Origin of the sequence: [Scytonema hofmanni] UTEX 2349 (assembly GCF_000582685.1) — a bacterium.
Taxonomy (GTDB): Bacteria; Cyanobacteriota; Cyanobacteriia; order Cyanobacteriales; family Nostocaceae; genus Hassallia; species Hassallia hofmanni.
The window spans coordinates 3641811-3659016 of sequence record NZ_KK073768.1 but is presented as its reverse complement, the minus strand read 5'-3'; the positions used below and the strand labels follow the sequence as shown (position 1 = coordinate 3659016).

General features: G+C 41.0%; 16 protein-coding genes. 7 read left to right on the top strand and 9 right to left on the bottom strand.

The genetic code is table 11. The features are described 5' to 3' along the window. Positions 1–19: 19 nt before the first annotated feature. Entirely contained in the window at positions 20–1312 is a 1293-nt protein-coding gene (locus TOL9009_RS40035) for a DNA cytosine methyltransferase (RefSeq protein ID WP_051502981.1), read from the bottom strand. A gap of 789 nt (positions 1313–2101) precedes the next feature. Here TOL9009_RS40035 and TOL9009_RS0121365 point away from each other — a divergent pair. Further along, positions 2102–3682 (top strand): hypothetical protein, encoded by a 1581-nt coding sequence (locus tag TOL9009_RS0121365; RefSeq protein ID WP_029634560.1) that lies wholly within the window; start codon positions 2102–2104, stop codon positions 3680–3682. Between the two features lie 226 nt (positions 3683–3908). Here TOL9009_RS0121365 and dusB read toward each other — a convergent pair whose 3' ends face one another. From dusB to trpS, 3 genes are all read right to left on the bottom strand, one after another. Continuing rightward, complete coding sequence (dusB, locus tag TOL9009_RS0121360; protein ID WP_029634559.1) at positions 3909–4961, bottom strand: tRNA dihydrouridine synthase DusB; 1053 nt, start codon at positions 4959–4961, stop codon at positions 3909–3911. Positions 4962–5156: 195 nt separating this feature from the next. Beyond that, positions 5157–6083: a methylenetetrahydrofolate reductase gene (locus TOL9009_RS0121355; protein WP_029634558.1), complete on the bottom strand. Its 927-nt coding sequence runs from the start codon at positions 6081–6083 to the stop codon at positions 5157–5159. Positions 6084–6143: 60 nt separating this feature from the next. Beyond that, positions 6144–7154, bottom strand: coding sequence for a tryptophan--tRNA ligase (trpS, locus tag TOL9009_RS0121350; RefSeq protein ID WP_029634557.1), 1011 nt, complete (start codon positions 7152–7154; stop codon positions 6144–6146). Here trpS and TOL9009_RS49555 point away from each other — a divergent pair. Continuing rightward, positions 7147–7281, top strand: a complete 135-nt coding sequence (locus tag TOL9009_RS49555; protein ID WP_260675925.1) for a hypothetical protein — start codon at positions 7147–7149, stop codon at positions 7279–7281. The genes trpS and TOL9009_RS49555 overlap by 8 nt on opposite strands. A 485-nt stretch (positions 7282–7766) precedes the next feature. Here the strand turns inward: TOL9009_RS49555 and TOL9009_RS0121345 are convergent, their stop codons facing one another. Continuing rightward, the gene (locus TOL9009_RS0121345; RefSeq protein WP_029634556.1) at positions 7767–8897 is read right to left on the bottom strand and encodes a class I SAM-dependent methyltransferase; all 1131 of its coding nucleotides are present in this window, start codon (positions 8895–8897) and stop codon (positions 7767–7769) included. 100 nt (positions 8898–8997) lie between these two features. Between TOL9009_RS0121345 and TOL9009_RS0121340 the strand changes: the two genes are divergently transcribed. From TOL9009_RS0121340 to TOL9009_RS0121325, 4 genes are all read left to right on the top strand, one after another. Next, a complete protein-coding gene (locus TOL9009_RS0121340; protein ID WP_029634555.1) occupies positions 8998–10095 on the top strand; it encodes a fatty acid desaturase family protein in 1098 nt (365 codons plus the stop codon). A 191-nt stretch (positions 10096–10286) separates the two neighbouring features. Beyond that, entirely contained in the window at positions 10287–11234 is a 948-nt protein-coding gene (gene pip / locus TOL9009_RS0121335; RefSeq protein WP_029634554.1) for a prolyl aminopeptidase, read from the top strand. Positions 11235–11306: 72 nt separating this feature from the next. Continuing rightward, positions 11307–11627, top strand: a complete 321-nt coding sequence (locus TOL9009_RS0121330; RefSeq protein WP_029634553.1) for a hypothetical protein — start codon at positions 11307–11309, stop codon at positions 11625–11627. Further along, on the top strand, positions 11624–11992 hold the full coding sequence (locus TOL9009_RS0121325; RefSeq protein WP_029634552.1) for an aspartyl protease: 369 nt from the start codon (positions 11624–11626) through the stop codon (positions 11990–11992). The genes TOL9009_RS0121330 and TOL9009_RS0121325 overlap by 4 nt, the downstream gene beginning before the upstream one ends. Positions 11993–12160: 168 nt before the next feature. On the opposite strand, the gene TOL9009_RS50200 is transcribed toward TOL9009_RS0121325, so the two are convergent. Both TOL9009_RS50200 and TOL9009_RS47585 read right to left on the bottom strand, forming a co-directional pair. Continuing rightward, on the bottom strand, positions 12161–12412 hold the full coding sequence (locus TOL9009_RS50200) for a type II toxin-antitoxin system HigB family toxin (protein WP_063628698.1): 252 nt from the start codon (positions 12410–12412) through the stop codon (positions 12161–12163). A 14-nt stretch (positions 12413–12426) separates the two neighbouring features. Then, complete coding sequence (locus TOL9009_RS47585) at positions 12427–12630, bottom strand: hypothetical protein (protein ID WP_072022159.1); 204 nt, start codon at positions 12628–12630, stop codon at positions 12427–12429. A 107-nt stretch (positions 12631–12737) separates the two neighbouring features. Between TOL9009_RS47585 and TOL9009_RS40025 the strand changes: the two genes are divergently transcribed. Further along, a complete protein-coding gene (locus TOL9009_RS40025; RefSeq protein ID WP_038296499.1) occupies positions 12738–13514 on the top strand; it encodes a DUF429 domain-containing protein in 777 nt (258 codons plus the stop codon). Between the two features lie 55 nt (positions 13515–13569). On the opposite strand, the gene glgP is transcribed toward TOL9009_RS40025, so the two are convergent. Both glgP and TOL9009_RS40020 read right to left on the bottom strand, forming a co-directional pair. Further along, complete coding sequence (gene glgP, locus TOL9009_RS0121310) at positions 13570–16143, bottom strand: alpha-glucan family phosphorylase (RefSeq protein WP_029634551.1); 2574 nt, start codon at positions 16141–16143, stop codon at positions 13570–13572. A 408-nt stretch (positions 16144–16551) separates the two neighbouring features. Further along, entirely contained in the window at positions 16552–16905 is a 354-nt protein-coding gene (locus tag TOL9009_RS40020; RefSeq protein ID WP_038296498.1) for a hypothetical protein, read from the bottom strand. Between the last annotated feature and the right edge of the window lie 301 nt (positions 16906–17206).

Genomic DNA, 17206 nt, shown 5'->3' with positions numbered 1-17206 from the left:
TTCATTTACTAAGGTAGTCTTAAAAATTTAAAGATAGCTGTTGAGCAATCAAAGGTTTTGAGGGTAAATCTACTATTGCTTGTTTTAAATTATCATCCTCTATTTCCTTTTGACTACAATTTTGTTCTAAAGCTTTTAGTAACTCATTTCCTATTGCTTTTGCAAGAAGTGGTGGAACAGCATTTCCTACTTGAGAATACTGAGGCAGTTCAGAGTTACGTTTTTTATTACCTTTACCGCCGCCGCCAGATGCCCTCGGTCCTAAGAATTCAAAAGTATCGTCAAATGATTGAAGACGAGCCATTTCACGAACGGTAAGAATTCTATGTCTTTCATAATGAACAAAATCATCAGGTAAGGTAACAACAGTAAAAGAAGGTAGGTCTGGATGTAAACGGACACACCACTTTTTGGAGGAATGTAAATGTGCTTCCCAGAGTGCTTTTGGAATAGAATCTAACCCTTTACCTTGCTCAATCATCGCAAATCTGGCAATAACTTCGGGCGTATGCTTGGCGGCTTCATGATTTTTTAGTTGATTATTTGTACGCTCTATTCCTTGCTTCAAGAATAATCTTCCACGCCTACTTTCCTCTTGGTATTTACAACTAGGAGGATAATTAATTTCATAACTTCCAGTAGTTTCCCAAGCTCTTAAGAAAGCTAAGTCTCCTATCGCCTCTTTTACTGTGACATAACGCTCAGGACAACTTGGAGTTATATTTTTTATTGGAGGCATATCCTCTCGATACCCAATGAAAAGAATACGTTCTCTTAACTGAGGTACTCCAAAATCAGCAGCATTGATTTGTATCGGTCCATTAACTTTGTATTTAACAGGTTTAAGACTAGAAACTTCATCATGGATTCGTTGAACAGTTTTCCCCCCATACATTGTTACCAAACCTGGTACATTTTCCATAACGAAATATTTGGGATTTAGTACTTGTATAATTTTTAAATAGGATAAAAATAAATCGTTACGAGGATCTTCTTCATTCCTTTTTCCAAATACTGAAAAACCCTGGCAAGGTGGACTTCCAACAACAACATCAACGCTAGGTTTACCACTATTTTTGCTAATAATATTTGTGAGATTCTCTACAAAAGATATAGAACTAATATCTTCTAACAGGAAAGAATAATCTATGCCTAATTGCTTACGAAACCTTTGTTCATGTGTTAAACAGGCATTTGGATGTACATCACTTGCAGCAATTAACTTAAAACGACTTGTACCATGACTAGCTAGCAGCAATCCCTCAGTAAATCCTCCTGCACCTGCAAATAAGTCTAAAAACGTATAAGGCATAACAAATTAATAAGTTGTATAATAGTTTGATTGTGTAGATATTTTATTCAGGATTTTATATTAACCCATCTTGGATTATATGGTAAAAATGCGACAAATTCGTGTATATTTAGGGATACATCAGAAATAGTTATTAACATCGGAAGGCTTTGATTTTGCCCGTGAGTAGCATTGGATACTGTTTGCGAATGTACTACAAAAGTCTAAAAGTCTAATAATGCCGTTGTTTAAGCCAATACCTTCGCCAAAATTTGAGGATCTAATCGCCTACATATAGCCCAAACCCTTAGTCTGCAAGGATTGTAGCCCATATGTTTTTTCTAGAGTCTGAAACTCCCGCCCTGTGGGCGTTTCAAAAAAATCGCGAAGGTATTGTTAAGCGCGAGTTGATCAATGGCTAGACTAAAGTTTTTTTTAATTCGCTAACACTACCAGGAAAGCTGTCACCCTGTGTAACTAAGTTAAAACTGTATTAGATTGCGGCTTCTTGACTAAATTGGGCAATTTGGACGTATCAAAATCACTCTTCCGGGTAAGTCAATTGGGTGATGCGATTTGCCAAATATAAACCTAATCTAAAAGTTAGGAACTAATAGCCCAGACAACGGTGTCTATCTTCACATATCTTATCACTCAAGAGAGTCGTTAAGTTAATCCCAATTACTTATATTGTGGGATAATATACCTTTTTATCCTTATTCGCTAGTTAGAAGCTTTTTAATATTTAACTAGGGTTAATGATTAATGGCTAATAAGTACTGATTAATCACTAAATTTTGACTCTAAATTATGACAACTATACTCAAAATTTATTTTACCACAAACCAAGCGCGAATTTTTACTGCTTTAATTTTGACTGGCATTTTGTCCATTGGTAGCAATTTCACCCTCATCAAGAATGCTACCGCAGCGCCTGCAAATTTAATGCCAGAAAGTACAAATGAATTCATTAAAGAAAATCTGACAACAAACAACTTACCACGTCGAGTAGAAGCAGCGGTGTTGCGAGATGCATCAAAAAGATCGCAAATTTCGATCAAAGACTTGAAAATTGTTGAATCGACTCCACAAACTTGGAATAATGGTTGCTTGGGAGTATCTCAACCTGATGAAATCTGCACCCAAGCGTTAGTTCCTGGTTGGAAAGTTGTGGTGTCAGATGGTAAACAAAAATGGGTTTATCACACCAATAGTAACGGACGTTTGTTACGGATAGCTTCTGCCCAGACTTCTCAGGGTAACGAAGCAAAATTACCTTTTTTCGTCAAACATGCTGTTTTCCAAGCTGCATCCCGACGTTTGAATTTGCCGATTTCTCAATTAAATATCGTTCAGGTGAAACAGCGCACTTGGAATAATGGTTGTTTGAATTTACCAGGTGCTGATGAGGGCTGTACTCAAGCGATCGTTAACGGTTGGAAGGTAGTTGTAGGTGCAGTTGACCATACTTTAGTTTACCATACCAATGCATCTGGTTCTGCACTTCGGCTAAATGAAAAGAAGAGCGAAATCGCTGACAACGGAATTACACCTATAACGATTCCCACAAGTGAGTTACCACCAGCTTTGAATAGCAATGTCATTTTTCGGCAAATCTCCAGTGGTGGGTTTTTAGGGAGAACCGACGAAACTGTATTGCTGAATGACGGACGTATCATCCGCTATGAAAAAGGTAATGCTAACGATCTTAAAGCTCAAGTTTGGCAGATTTCTCCACAACAATTGAAAGAATTTCAATTATTCTTAGAAAAACAGAAATTAAGTGAATTCGAGAATCTGAGTTATCCAGCAGTTAAAGGTTCTGCCGATTACATCACTTATACAATCACTACCTCTGATGGTACGATTCAATATAATGATGTCTCGCGAAATAACTTGCCTAAGGATTTGCAGACAGTGGTCAAAGCTTGGAATGATATTCGTAATATTGCGATCGCTAACCAAATTCCCGATGAGATTAAACCTTTACCTATTCCTGTAAGTGAGTTACCACCACAATTAGATCGCAATGTGGTTTTTCGACAAATTTCTAGCGGTGGCTTTATCGGCAGAACCTACGAAACTATTTTGCTTGGTGATGGGCGTTTGATACAATACCGCATTGGTGATGCGAATGATTCTGAGCGTCGAGTTTGGCGAGTTTCTAAGCAAAAGGTGCGAGAGTTTGAACAACTGCTCAAAGACCATAGATTCAGGGAATTAGAGAATCTAAGTTACCCACCAACCAAGGGTTCTGCTGATTATATCACGTACACACTCACCAGCGATGATACTACAGTTCGCTACAACGATGTGTCTGAAAATAGCCTACCCAACAATTTACAGGCAGTTGTCAAAGCCTGGAATCAAATTCGCAAAACTTATCAGTAAATTACACATACTGTAAAGACGTTCCGGCGGAACGTCTCTACGACGGTTACGATGTTTTTATTACTGTTATAAAACGGATCTGATATGAGGGCGATCGCATCTAATTGCATAATTTATATTGCCCGGTAAATTACACATACTGTAAAGACGTTCCGCCGGAACGTCTCTACGACGGTTACGATGTTTTTATTACTGTTATGAAACGGATATGATCCAATTGGATAATTTATTGTGCGATCGCTAGTTCATTTTCTTCGATAACTTCATAACCCTTAGCCAGTTGCTCAATTGCCCGATCAATCAAATCTACACCGTGCTGCAACTTGTCAACCACGCTTAATTGTCCACGTAAATCAGCAGCACCGGCGAAGTTTTTCGCATACCATGTCATATGCTTGCGTGCTTGACGCACACCGCGATCGCCTTTATATTCATACAACGCTTGTAAGTGTTCTCGCGCACATTCCAAACGCTGAATTGGGGTTGGTTTCGGTAATAATTCCCCCGTTTTCAAGAAGTGATCAACTTCTCCCACCAAAAACGGATACCCCAAAGTCCCCCGTGAACACATTACCCCATCAGCGCCGGTTTGCTCCAAACACTTCACCGCTGCTTCCACCGAGAAAATATCGCCATTCCCAATCACAGGTATAGAAAGCACCTCTTTCACACGCGCAATCCATTCCCAGCGAGCGTTACCATTGTAACCTTGAGCGCGGGTGCGTCCATGCACCGTAATCATTTGCGCTCCTGCGTCCTCCATCCGTTTCGCAAAATCAAGAATGGTGATTTCCTGGTCATTCCAGCCGATGCGTGTTTTCACCGTCACTGGTACATTTACTGCCTTCACCACTTCCCGGACAATTGCCTCAGCAACATCTGGTTGACGCAACAGGGAAGAACCACCACCATTTTTAGTGATTTTATTTACCGGACAACCCATGTTAATATCAACAGTATCAGCGCCTTCTTGTACCGCTTTTATCGCCGCTTCTGCGAGAAAATCTGGACGACAATCAAATAGCTGAATGCTGATTGGGCGTTCGTTGGGGTCTACATCCATAATTTTCGGCAATTGCTTGACATAATGCAACCCCGTAGCATTTACCATCTCCGTATACATCATCGATTCTGGGGCATAGCGACGCACCAAACGACGAAACACCAAATCTGTCACCCCAGACAAAGGCGACTGTAAAACGCGGCTTTTGACCTCAAGTGAGCCAATTTTTAGGGGTGTCGAGAGTCTAGCTTTGAGTTCGGGAGACAGCATAAACAATGTACTAAAGCAGCTATAGCGGTCAAGGGTTGCGTGAGGTACATAAAACCTCACCCCTTCTCCTCTCCTTATAAAGCGAGGGGTGTCCGGAACGGATGGGGTGAGGTTCTGTATTGCATACAAGTGCAACCGACTATAGTTGATTCTAGCTGCTTTAATACAAAATGCGTAGGCGTAGAAATCGCCCCAAATCCTCTAAACTGTTATCAACTCTTTAATTGGTGCCACTCCAGCCATATCCAAAATTGGCACAATCAAATCTTCACGTTTCACCGCCATCATATGTACACCCTGACACAATTGACGCGCAATCTGCACTTGTTCGGCAGCAATTTTCACCCCTTCTTCCAGGGGATCTTTTGCTTGCGCTAATCGATCAATAATATGGTCGGGAATATTCACCCCCGGAACGCACCTATTAATAAACTGGGCATTTTTCGCCGATTTTAACAAGAAAATCCCTGCTAAAATCGGTTTATCACAACCTGCGGCGATTTTGTCCATAAACTTTTCTAGCCGCTCAAAATCGGTAATTAACTGACTTTGGAAAAACTCCGCTCCCGCTTGCAATTTGCGCTCAAATCGACTTTGCAAACCCGACCAACTCGCACATTGGGGATCGACAGCTGCACCGACAAATAAATCTGTGGCTCCATCAGTCAAGGGTTTCTCGTTACAATCAAAGCCGTGATTTAGCTTTTGGATGACTTGCAGCAAGCGGACTGCTTCCAAATCAAACACTCCTTTAGCATCGGTGTGGTCGCCTACTTTCACGGGGTCGCCAGTCAATGCTAAAATGTTGTGTATCCCCAAGGCATGAGCGCCCATCAAGTCGGCTTGTAAACCGATGCGATTGCGATCGCGACAAGCCATCTGACAAATCGGCTCTATCCCATTTTGCAACAAAATCGCCGAAGCTACTAACGAAGACATCCGCAGAACTGCTCTGCTACCATCAGTAATATTGACGGCATGAACTCTCCCCTTAAGAGTCGCCGCCATACTGACCATGTGCGCTGGATTACCCCCCTTTGGAGGAGTTACTTCGGCTGTAATCAAGAAATCACCTGCTTTTGCAGCTTTGCGAAAGCAAGTTAATGCTGTTTTGGATGTATCAAGCATAACTATGGTATGAATGTACTCTAAGTACACTCATACCATAACGTATCTAAAAGCGAAACGTCATAAAGGTAGAGAATAACCCAAAGCAACTTTTACTTGTGTAAGGGTAGAAAGTGCGATCGCTTGAGCTTTTTCTCGTCCAGAGCGCAACACCGACTCTAGATAGCCTTTGTCATCCATCACCGCTTGATATTTATCTTGAATCGGTTTCAGCGCATTAATCGTCGTTTCTGTCAATAATGGCTTAAATTGTCCCCAACCCATATCTTGACACTCAGCGGCTACTTCTTCCTTTGTTTTACCAGAAAGTAGCATATACAGCGTTAACAAATTGTGACACTCCGGACGCTCTGGATCGTCAAAAGTCAGACCGCGAACCAAATCAGTTTTACACTTCTTAATCTTTTTGGTGATTAAATCTGGTGGATCTAGCAAATTGATTCGGCTCAAATCTGACGGATCGGACTTTGACATTTTCTTAGTTCCATCCGTCAAACTCATTACCCTTGCTCCTTCTTTGCGAATTAAAGGGTCGGGTAATTTTAGCACAGGTTTATCGGGCTTGGCAAATTGATGATTAAATCGATTGGCAATATCCCGCGTCAATTCCAAATGTTGCTTTTGGTCTTCACCCACCGGTACTTTATCAGCTTGGTAGAGCAAAATATCCGCTGCCATTAGCACCGGATAATCCAGCAAACCGACATTCACATTTTCGCCTTGTTTAACAGCTTTTTCCTTAAACTGGATCATATCTTCCAGCCAGTTCATCGGTGTGATGCAGTTTAGCAGCCAAGCAAGCTCACTGTGAGCAGAAACGTGAGATTGGACAAAGATTGTGGAATATTCTAAATCCAGACCACAAGCTAGATAAAGAGCCACAAGGGTGTAAGTATCATTTGCCAGTGTGGCGGGATTATGCGGTACAGTTATCGCATGTAAATCAGCTACAAAGAGATAATTTTCATACTCGCTCTGTCCTTGTACCCAGTTGCGAATTGCTCCCAAGTAGTTACCGAGATGATAATTGCCAGTTGGTTGAACTCCCGACAGAACGCGTTGCTTGCCCATAAATTTCAACTTATCTCAAATCCGCACTATAGTAAATGTGCGATGGCGCGAAACGCCCGCCGAAGGCGATCGCAAAACTCATTTAATTTTGACATTTTCTAGGGCAATTCGCCCTTTAGAGATTTAGAGTTTTTTATTATAGTTGATTTGCGCTCCTATCATATTCTGACTTTTCACGGTATCTGGAAAACCTCTCTCTAAATCTCTCTCCTACAAGGAGAGAGACTTTGAATTTTCCCCCTTCCCGTTTCGGGAAGGGCAGGGTGGTTTCATACCATCAGAGAAAAATTAAAACCAGTTATCAAAGCCTCTCCCCCCGTGGGGAGAGGTTTGGAGAGGGGTCAAAATCTATGATTCAAAACGAGAAATAGAGGCTTTCATATTTTTCTTTTTTCGTATGAAACCACCCTGCTTCCCGTTTCGGGAAGGGGGTTAGGTCAATCGTTAGCTTTTCCACATGACGTGAAAAGTCAGTATCATATTAAAGTTATTTTGAAGCCGAATAAACCCGGATTATGAAAAAAACCGGGTTTATAGGTTCGTATTTATCAAAACTGTATTATGTTATGTGCTTTATGAGAGTCTGATTAATCTGGTCGCATACTCAGTCATTCAAGTATGAACCAACAGGTATTGCCCGTTACCAAGAATTTGACCATCGCAACCGTCAAAGTGGTGAATACACAAGAGTAAATAAAATCTCCAGAGTCGGCGAAACTTGGCATAGTTCATGCCATAATTTAAATCTTTGACTTTGGCTTGATTTTGGTCAAAATTATTTAACCAATTCCTCAGAGTTTTGGAATAGTTAGCGCCATTTAAATACCATCGATTAATGGTTTTCAAGTCTTGATTAATCTTTGGTATTACATCATAACTCCACACGCGCATGTTTGGAAAAATATATTTGTTGATAAATGGATGGGTTATGTTGTAAGGTAAGCTGGTTGTGATTATGTGAATCAAGACCTTGCCATCATCTTTTAGGAAACTAGCCAGTTTTTGGAATGATTTTGTTAAATTACCTACATGCTCAAACAGCCCGATCGCGATAATTTTGTCAAACTTAGTCTCAAAATCAATATCATTAAAGTCCTTTTCATCTAGAGTAAATCTATCTGAACTGAAGTGACTGGTAGGGTCTTGCATTTTTTTCCGCATATATTCACATTGCCCGTGGCTCAAATTCAGAGCCGTCACTTGAACATGAGGAAATCGGGAAAGAATGTAATTTGAAAATGAACCCCAACCGCATCCCAAATCTAAAATTTTGTCTCCGTCTTGAATGCCTGCTTTTTCAATTAAATCATCGAGCATGTGCATTTGGGCTTGCTCAAGGTTGGATGCTCCTTTTTCCCATAAAGCCATTGTGTATTTGGGATACAAAAGTTCTGTCTCTTTCAACATAAGACTGAACATTTCTTCGGGCAGGTTGTATTGAATGTTCATTAACTCGTGCGATCCTTCTGCGAGGCGATCGCTTTCTTTCGTCAGCCATTCATAGGGAACCAGGAGAGAAGGAAAATACTTGTAGCAAATTTGCACAGAGGCATCAAAAAAAGATTTAAGTACAGGGTCTGGAGTTTCTAGTCCATTGATATAAGCTTCTGCTCCTGCCATTGAGATCGCGCTGAATGCCGCGTTCGTTATCCGCGTGGCTTGGTAAGCAATGGGGCTTTTGGTATTCACATCTCCTACTAAAGGTATATGCCTTTGGATATCTTGCAGATTGCTAGAATTCATGTTCTTCACTCCTACAATCAATATTTTTTATATGATAAAATCAATAAAAAATTATTGATTGTGAATTCGATTATAATTTATTAAAAAGTAACAAGAGTTTATGAAAATAAATAACGATCAAGTACTAATTCCCCAGAGAACCTATGCGAAAAAGTTGCGTCCCTTCCTTCCTCCTGAAGCGTTTGCTCCCGATTCGAGTAAGTTAGGTATCCTGTTTATTAATCTGCTAATTTTGATATTAGGCTGGATGATAGCAGAACGCTTAGATTGTTGGTCGGTGTATCTTTTATGGCTTTATTTACCACTAACAATCATCATGGGCAATAGCGTGATTGTTTTACTATTTAGCTCCCACGATCTGATGCATGGTAGCGTGATCAGAAACTCACGGCTGACCTATATCATTAGCTTGCTAGGGCTAACAATGTTATGGATGCCACCAACGTTGTGGAAAGCCGTTCATAATCGAGTGCATCATAATCAAACAAATGACTTAGGAGATCCAGATCGCAATTACTTATATGAGCAGTCTCAGACTTGGGGAAAATGGATTCAAAATTTATTTGTGCCTTCTATTGAAGTTAATCCCGTATGGTTAACAGTGGGAATGGCAACAGCATGGGGAGTACATACTTTTCGCAATCTGACTTCAGTGTTGTTATTTAACCGGGAAACCGTCGATTATGTTCCAGCCGCTTTTAAGGTTAGTGCCAAAGAACGTCTGGCGATCGCAGGGGAATTTATAATTATATTAATAATTCATCTGAGCATATTAATTTATCTGCAATTTAACCCTTTAAAACTCGTGTTGAGCTATTTTCTGCCTATCGGAATTGGCTATGCTGGAATGATGTTTTATATTTATACAAATCATCTGGCTTGCCCAATGACAGGCATCAACGATCCGTTAATAAATAGTGTTTCTATCCGAGTTCCTAAAATCTTTGATATTTTGCACTTAAATTTTTCATACCATACCGAACATCATATTTTTCCAGGAATGAACTCTGACTATTATCCAATGGTTCAAGAACTTTTAAAAGTTCACTATCCGGAACGTCTCAATTTACTGAATGCTGGGGAAGCGTGGCATTTTCTCCTACAAACTCCTCGACATTATAAAGACGAAAATACCTTTACAGATTGGTCAGGAGAAAAGTCTGTTGCTTGCCCTCTTCCTAGAATTGAATCAAGATAAGCAATCATTTCTTTGCCAAATTTTGTGCATTCCTATGTCTTTTCAAGGATTTTTAATTATAAATATGGTATATCTATTTGATACATCATACACTTGTTTGTAGTCAGGACTTCAGTCTTTTTCTAATACCGAAGAGGACTAAAGTACTCACTACGAACAGAGTAAAAATCATATCTTATAATTAGAAGATAATGCGCGAACTTTACCCACCTATCAAACCTTACAAAGAAGGTAAATTACAAGTTTCCGACTTGCACACAATTCATTTTCAAGAATCAGGAAACCCGCAAGGTAAGCCAATAGTTTTACTACATGGTGGACCCGGTGGCGGATGTCCACCTTTTTATAGACAATATTTTCATCCCGAAAAATGGCGTTTGATAATGTTTGATCAACGCGGTTGTGGTCAAAGTACACCTCATGCAGAATTGCGAGAAAATACAACTTGGGATTTAGTAGATGATATTGAAAAACTCCGAGAACATTTAGGAATAGAAAAATGGGTTGTTTTTGGTGGTAGTTGGGGAAGTACCCTGTCATTAGCTTATAGTCAAACTTATCCGGAACGTTGCAAAGGTTTAATTTTACGCGGTATTTTTATGCTGCGTCAAAAGGAATTGCGTTGGTTTTATCAAGAAGGTGCCAGCTACATTTTTCCTGATGCTTGGGAGGAATATTTAAAACCAATTCCTCTAGCTGAACGTGACGATATGCTTACAGCTTATTACAAACGCTTGACAAGTCCCGACTTACAAGTGAGGTTAGAAGCAGCCCGTGCATGGTCAGTATGGGAAGCTAGCACAAGTAGATTGTTTTTAGATCAACAGTTAATGCAAACATTTGGTCAAAGTGAATTTGCCGATGCATTTGCCAGAATTGAATGTCATTATTTCATAAATAAGGGATTTTTGGAAAGCGAAGATCAATTACTTGCGAATGTTGAGCGAATTCGTCACATACCTGCGGTAATTGTGCAAGGAAGATATGATGTAGTGTGTCCGATGATATCAGCTTGGGAATTACATCTTGCTTGGCAAGAAGCTGAATTTATTGTTGTTCCTGATGCGGGACATTCGATGAGTGAAACTGGAATCAAGAATGCTTTAATTAACGCAACAGATAATTTTGCAGATTTGTAGACGCAGTGTAACACTTCATTTTTAATTACTCTGTTACTTTATATATAACCTTCGATAACTCAATTTATAAAAATGACTGAGAAAACTAAGAGAAAAGTACCCCGTGGTACTCCAATGTTTCCAAATCGTCCCCCACTTTCCCCAGAAGAGAAAGCCAAACGCAAAACTGAGAGAGAAGTATTTTCTCGACGTTGCGATAAAATTTTCCAGCGAGTTTACCCGGAATTAATCGCCGAGCATTACAACTGGTACATTTATATTGAACCAGACAGTGGCGACTATTTTATTGACCCAGTTAGGGAAGTTGCCCGACAAAAAGCCAAGGAAAACCACCCTACAGCAATTATGATGGCGATGCGTCTCAATCAAACCGGTACTGTTGGCAGAATATGATTCAAGGCTATTTTGGTGAGAGGGGTGAACTATTTTTTGAGATTGATTTGATTGCTGCTGATGGTTCTATTGTGACAGTTGATGCTTTACTAGATACTGGATTTACTGATTGGCTGGCAATGAATATTCAAGATATAGAGAGTTTGGGATGGTCATTTATCGAACCAGATAGAAGGCAGACAGCCAGAGGTGAAGCCGAGTTTAATCTGTACCAAGGTGCTGTTGTCTTTGATAGTCAAGAGGTGATTATTCCTGTTGTCGGTGGTGAAGAAATTACCGATGTTTTAATTGGGTTGCCTTGGTTAGAAACTCGACGCTTAGTAGTAGATAGAAAAGCAGCTTTGCTAACTTTGGGCGAAGATTGAATAGTCAAAGGACTTGTCATTTTTACAGTTATTCAACAAGCGATCGCTTTTTACTTTGCTTTTACAGTTGAACTGATAAAACAACGGAGAGATGAGTTTGTGTCCTATTTATAGTGAGAGTGCAGATTAGCGATCGCTATAATGATATCGCGCTTGAAGAAAGTCAATTTACTCTTCTTTACCAAGTCCAAACTCCTGACGCAAGTCATCTACAGTTTGAGGTTTAAAAGTTCGCGCTTTAGCACGTTCGATTTTCCAGTTCTCCTTGTCATATTCGGCATGTGTGAGTACAGCGCGTACAAATGTTATTTGGAATTCATAATCTATGTATGTAATGAGTCGATAATTATTAGCGCTAATATTAAAAACTATAAAGTTGCCAACTAAATCTGCTGAGGGAAAGACTTGACGTAATATCATGTCCGGAAAATTACTTATGATGTAAAGACGTTCCGGCGGAACGTCTCTACGACGGTTGCGACGTTTTTATTACTGTTAATTAAACGGACATGACGTAAGTCATTCAAGTTTTGAAACTCTAAATCACCGATGCGCTGATACCATAGTAAAAGTCCGGGTTGGGCATTGGGATGTTTCTCCCAAAATTCTCTCAGTGTCCTTTTGCTAATAACACGCATTCAATTATTTTTTGAAATCCTTTTAAACAACTAAATTGCCCTCTGGATAGCTTCTTAATTAACTTATCAATTCATTTCTAAATTATAATCTGGAAATTAGGTAGATAATGAAATTTATCGGTATTGATTTCGGCTGGAAATCTCAACCAAGCGGACTATGCTGCTTACAATGGACAGATAATCAACTTGAACTACTCGACTTAGATCGCAAAGATTTTATTGCAGACATCCTCACCTGGATTGATAGTCACGTACAACCAGACGAAAGCGCTATCATTGCCGTAGACGCACCTACCCTCATCCCCAACGCTACCGGGAGTCGCTTACCAGATAAACTTAGTCACAAACACTTTGGCAAATATCACGCTGGATGCTACCCAGCAAACCTGAATTTACCCTTTGCCGATCGCACTATCAACTTCGGTTTAGAACTAGAATCGCGTGGCTTTACACACGCACCAACCATCGAACCGCAAAAACTTGGTAGATATCAAATAGAAGTCTTTCCCCATCCTGCCATCGTCCATCTCTTCAACTTAGAACGCATCCTCAAATACAAAAAAGGACGTTTAAGCGATCGCCGTTTAGAACTTCTCAAACTCCACAATTACATCCTTGATATCCTGCCCACCATCGAACCTCATCTGCGTTTATCCGCGTACATCAGCGGTTATTTTCCTACCGAAATTCCCACAACAGGTGCAGCACTCAAAGCATTAGAAGATAAATTAGATAGCCTCATCTGCGCTTATGTAGCTGCACACTGGTGGTATTGGGGAGAACAACGCAACCTAGTATTAGGCGATCGCACTACCGGTTACATTGTCATCCCACAGAAATGGGGACTGGAGACTGGGGACTGGGGACTGGGGACTGGGGACTAGGAAGAAAAGAATATACTCTTCCTAATCCCTAATCCCTAATCCCTAATCCCTACTCTTACTGTGCCCAGAGAATCAACCTTGGCTCATACGGAGTAGCAAGATGCTTGTGTTTTGGCAACACGCGCAAGGACAAGCCTTGTAAACCAGAGGCAGTGTAAAGGATATTCGCAGTGTAAATACCTAACTTTTGCGTATCATTACCTTCGTAATCCATCACCACTGTCACAGCATCAACAATCTCACCATCGGCGTTGATTGTACCTTGATAAAGCTCCACCTGCACATCATCTGGACTGAGAGTTGCTAAATCAAGTTTTGCCTTAACAGCAACGGTTTGGTTCACCTCGATATCTTCACCTGAGGAGATGTCAACATCTTTGATTTTCATGTTGAACCAATGTTCTGTGAGTTTGCCTTTCCAATTTGCTAATTCCTTCGCTGGTGCATACTGATCGGCAGTTAGAGTGTAGTAGCGATCGCTTGCGGGGAAATAAGCTCTTTGTGCATATTCTCCCACCATCCGCGCTGTATTAAAGAACGGACAATTCAACCGAATCGCATCTTTCATTTTTGCTACCCAACGACGGGGCAAATTATCAGCATCGCGATCGTAAAATAAAGGCACCACTTCTTTTTCCAGTAAATCATAGAAAGCGTTTGCTTCTATTTCATCCTGGTAATTGGGGTCTTCATAATTCTCACCATGTCCTATAGCCCAACCTGTACGGACATAATCAGCTTCATCCCACCAACCATCTAATACACTTAAATTCGGTAATCCGTTCATCGAAGCCTTCATTCCGCTTGTACCTGAAGCTTCTCGCGGACGACGCGGTGTATTTAACCATACATCACAACCAGCTACCATCAATCGAGATATGTGAATGTCGTAATTGGGAACAAACACTACCTGCTTTTGTAAATTTTGTTCGCTGATAAAGTGATTGATGTCGCGGATTAATTCTTTACCGGGGATGTCTTTCGGATGTGCTTTGCCGGCGATAACAAATTGTAGCTTGCGGTCTTTGTTAGCCAACATTATCCGCCTGATACGCTCGATATCGCGCATCCATAAAGTTGCGCGTTTGTAGGTTGCAAAGCGACGAGCGAAACCGATAGTTAAAACGTTTGGATCGAGAACTTCTTGCGCTTGGGCGATATCAGAAGAAGAAGCACCGCGATCGCGTAAATGTTTCACCAAATGATCGCGCACATACAATACCATATCCAAACGGCAGCGTTCGTGATTGCGCCACAATTCTTCATCTGGAATCGCGTCCATGCGTTCCCACAATGGGCTATCTGCTGCTACTGATGACCAATTGGGTCCGAGATAGCGATCGTACAACTCTTGAGTTGATTTTGCCACACAACTGCGGGCGTGAACGCCATTTGTAATTGCGGCGATCGGTACTTCCTCTACCGGCACTTCTTGCCACAAACCCTTAAACATCTGCCGCGACACTACACCATGCAGTTGCGCTACACCGTTACAAAATGTTGCCATTTTTAACGCCAGCACTGCCATACTAAAAGGCGCAGATAAATCACCAGTATTTTCACGCCCCAATCCTAAAAATTGGTCTTTTGTTAAACCAAAGATATCTGCGTAATATCCTAGATAATACAACATCTTATCTGGGGGAAACAAGTCAATACCTGCGGGTACTGGCGTGTGAGTGGTGAAAATATTAGTTGAACCCACTACCTGTTTGGCGGTATCATAACTCAAATTCTCTTCTTGAATCAGCACCCGGATGCGCTCAAGAGCAGAAAAAGCCGCATGACCTTCATTCATATGGTAAGCGGTGACATTATACCCCAGAGCTTTCAGCATCTGCACGCCGCCGATCCCCAGCATGATTTCCTGGTGGATACGCATGTCGATATCGCCACCATACAGTTGATCTGTAATGTTGTGGTCGTAATCATTGTTGGGTTCGATGTTAGTATCCATCATGTAAAGCGGCACAGTTCCCACTTGTACGCGCCATACCCTAGCATAAACCTTGCGTCCGGGGTAATTTACCGCAATTTGCAATTCTGAGCCATCAGGATTGCGCTCTAGGTGCAAAGTCATGTTATAGAAATCGTTGATTGGGTAGCGTTCTTGCTGCCAACCATCCGCATTCAGATACTGAGCAAAGTAACCTTGCTGGTATAGTAAGCCCACACCTACTAAGGGTAATCCTAAGTCGCTGGCAGATTTGAGGTGATCCCCCGCGAGAACACCCAGCCCTCCAGAATATACAGGTAGACAATCCACCAGTCCAAATTCAGCTGAAAAATAAGCGTAGCATTCTTTGCCTTTATCGGCAGAATGACTACTCCGCTGTTTCTGATACCAAGTGCGTTCTTGTAAATAATCTTCTAACTGGCGGGCTGCTCGATCCATTTGCGCCAGGAAGCCTTCATCTTCCACAACTTCGGTCAACCGACCTTGGCTGATTGTACCGAGCATCAACACTGGATTATGGCGGCTAGATTCCCATAAATCCGAGTCTAAACGGCGAAATAAGTCTTTTGTCTCGACATTCCAATCCCAATGGAGGTTATATGCCAGCTTCCGCAGCGGTTCGAGTCGGGGCGGTAGCGAAGGGGACACGTTAAATGTACGAATTGGTTGCATAAGGACTGCGAAACTCCTGGTTTAGCTATCGCTATTGTTGACTGTGTTTGCCCAATGTTTCCAAACTCTTTATACCTTGTTTGTGAAGTTATGATGACTTTGTTAAGGTTTAAAAAAGATTATCACTTAGATTGGAAAATTTGACTACAAAGGCTTTGCTGATTTTACCAGTTAGTGTTGACTATATAATTATTTATGTAATTCAATACATAAATTAACTAAATCAAAAGTAAGAAGTTATAAATAAATATTTATATGACTTTGAGATATACACAACAGAAGCTTTGCGTCTTCAAGAGGGAGAGAGAAGAGAAAACACAGACGTTTCTTGAAGTTATTTTTCAAACTCCCTCAAAAAGTTGTACTGAAACTTTGGGGGCAGAAAGCACGAATCCGGGCAATGTGCCATTATTCTAGAGTTAATTGGGTAACATTGGAATTTTCGCTGGTAAAATGTACTGATTCGGCGCCTTTTGGGAGAGCAAAGACAATAGTACCCAAGACAAGAATGCCAACAGCACTAGGACAAAGAAGTTTCATCTTGATGATACCGCGTTTGTTTTTTGTCGGGCGATCGCTCTTCTCGTTACGGTACTCTTTACGAACACGTCCCGATTGCACAGCTTCTTGTAAGAGCATCAAAGCATCGATGTCTTTTTCCTCAAATTCACTTTGCAGTAACTGCTGCAACTGCTCATCTGCCCGAATACTCAAAGAACCTGTAATTAGCGCTTGCTGAACAATGTCACGAATGAGAACCATATTTTTTACCAATTTTGGGGATTAAGCAATTCAAGCGCGTCAGCATTTAGTGGAAGCGCTGATGCCACCAACAAAGTAGCTGTATTGTTCCTTAAAAATTTATATTGGGTAGACCACGGAAGGCATCATGCTAGTGGATCACCCGATCGGGTGATATACAAGAACGCCAATGAAGCTTACATTACCTTTGAAAGGGGAAAGGGTAAAGGGGAAAGGTAAAGGTACGGAAATAAAATACGCATTTATTCAAATAACTCTATATTTCTTACCCTTTCCCCCTTCCCCCCTTCCCCCCTTCCCC

Excerpts from the sequence above, each read along its gene's own strand:
- TOL9009_RS40035 (WP_051502981.1), bottom strand. The coding sequence starts at position 1,312 with ATGCCTTATACGTTTTTAGACTTATTTGCAGGTGCAGGAGGATTTACT.
- TOL9009_RS0121365 (WP_029634560.1), top strand. The coding sequence starts at position 2,102 with ATGACAACTATACTCAAAATTTATTTTACCACAAACCAAGCGCGAATT.
- TOL9009_RS0121355 (WP_029634558.1), bottom strand. The coding sequence starts at position 6,083 with ATGCTTGATACATCCAAAACAGCATTAACTTGCTTTCGCAAAGCTGCA.
- trpS (WP_029634557.1), bottom strand. The coding sequence starts at position 7,154 with ATGGGCAAGCAACGCGTTCTGTCGGGAGTTCAACCAACTGGCAATTAT.
- TOL9009_RS0121345 (WP_029634556.1), bottom strand. The coding sequence starts at position 8,897 with ATGAATTCTAGCAATCTGCAAGATATCCAAAGGCATATACCTTTAGTA.
- TOL9009_RS0121340 (WP_029634555.1), top strand. The coding sequence starts at position 8,998 with ATGAAAATAAATAACGATCAAGTACTAATTCCCCAGAGAACCTATGCG.
- pip (WP_029634554.1), top strand. The coding sequence starts at position 10,287 with ATGCGCGAACTTTACCCACCTATCAAACCTTACAAAGAAGGTAAATTA.
- TOL9009_RS0121330 (WP_029634553.1), top strand. The coding sequence starts at position 11,307 with ATGACTGAGAAAACTAAGAGAAAAGTACCCCGTGGTACTCCAATGTTT.
- TOL9009_RS0121325 (WP_029634552.1), top strand. The coding sequence starts at position 11,624 with ATGATTCAAGGCTATTTTGGTGAGAGGGGTGAACTATTTTTTGAGATT.
- TOL9009_RS50200 (WP_063628698.1), bottom strand. The coding sequence starts at position 12,412 with ATGATATTACGTCAAGTCTTTCCCTCAGCAGATTTAGTTGGCAACTTT.
- TOL9009_RS47585 (WP_072022159.1), bottom strand. The coding sequence starts at position 12,630 with ATGCGTGTTATTAGCAAAAGGACACTGAGAGAATTTTGGGAGAAACAT.
- TOL9009_RS40025 (WP_038296499.1), top strand. The coding sequence starts at position 12,738 with ATGAAATTTATCGGTATTGATTTCGGCTGGAAATCTCAACCAAGCGGA.
- glgP (WP_029634551.1), bottom strand. The coding sequence starts at position 16,143 with ATGCAACCAATTCGTACATTTAACGTGTCCCCTTCGCTACCGCCCCGA.
- TOL9009_RS40020 (WP_038296498.1), bottom strand. The coding sequence starts at position 16,905 with ATGGTTCTCATTCGTGACATTGTTCAGCAAGCGCTAATTACAGGTTCT.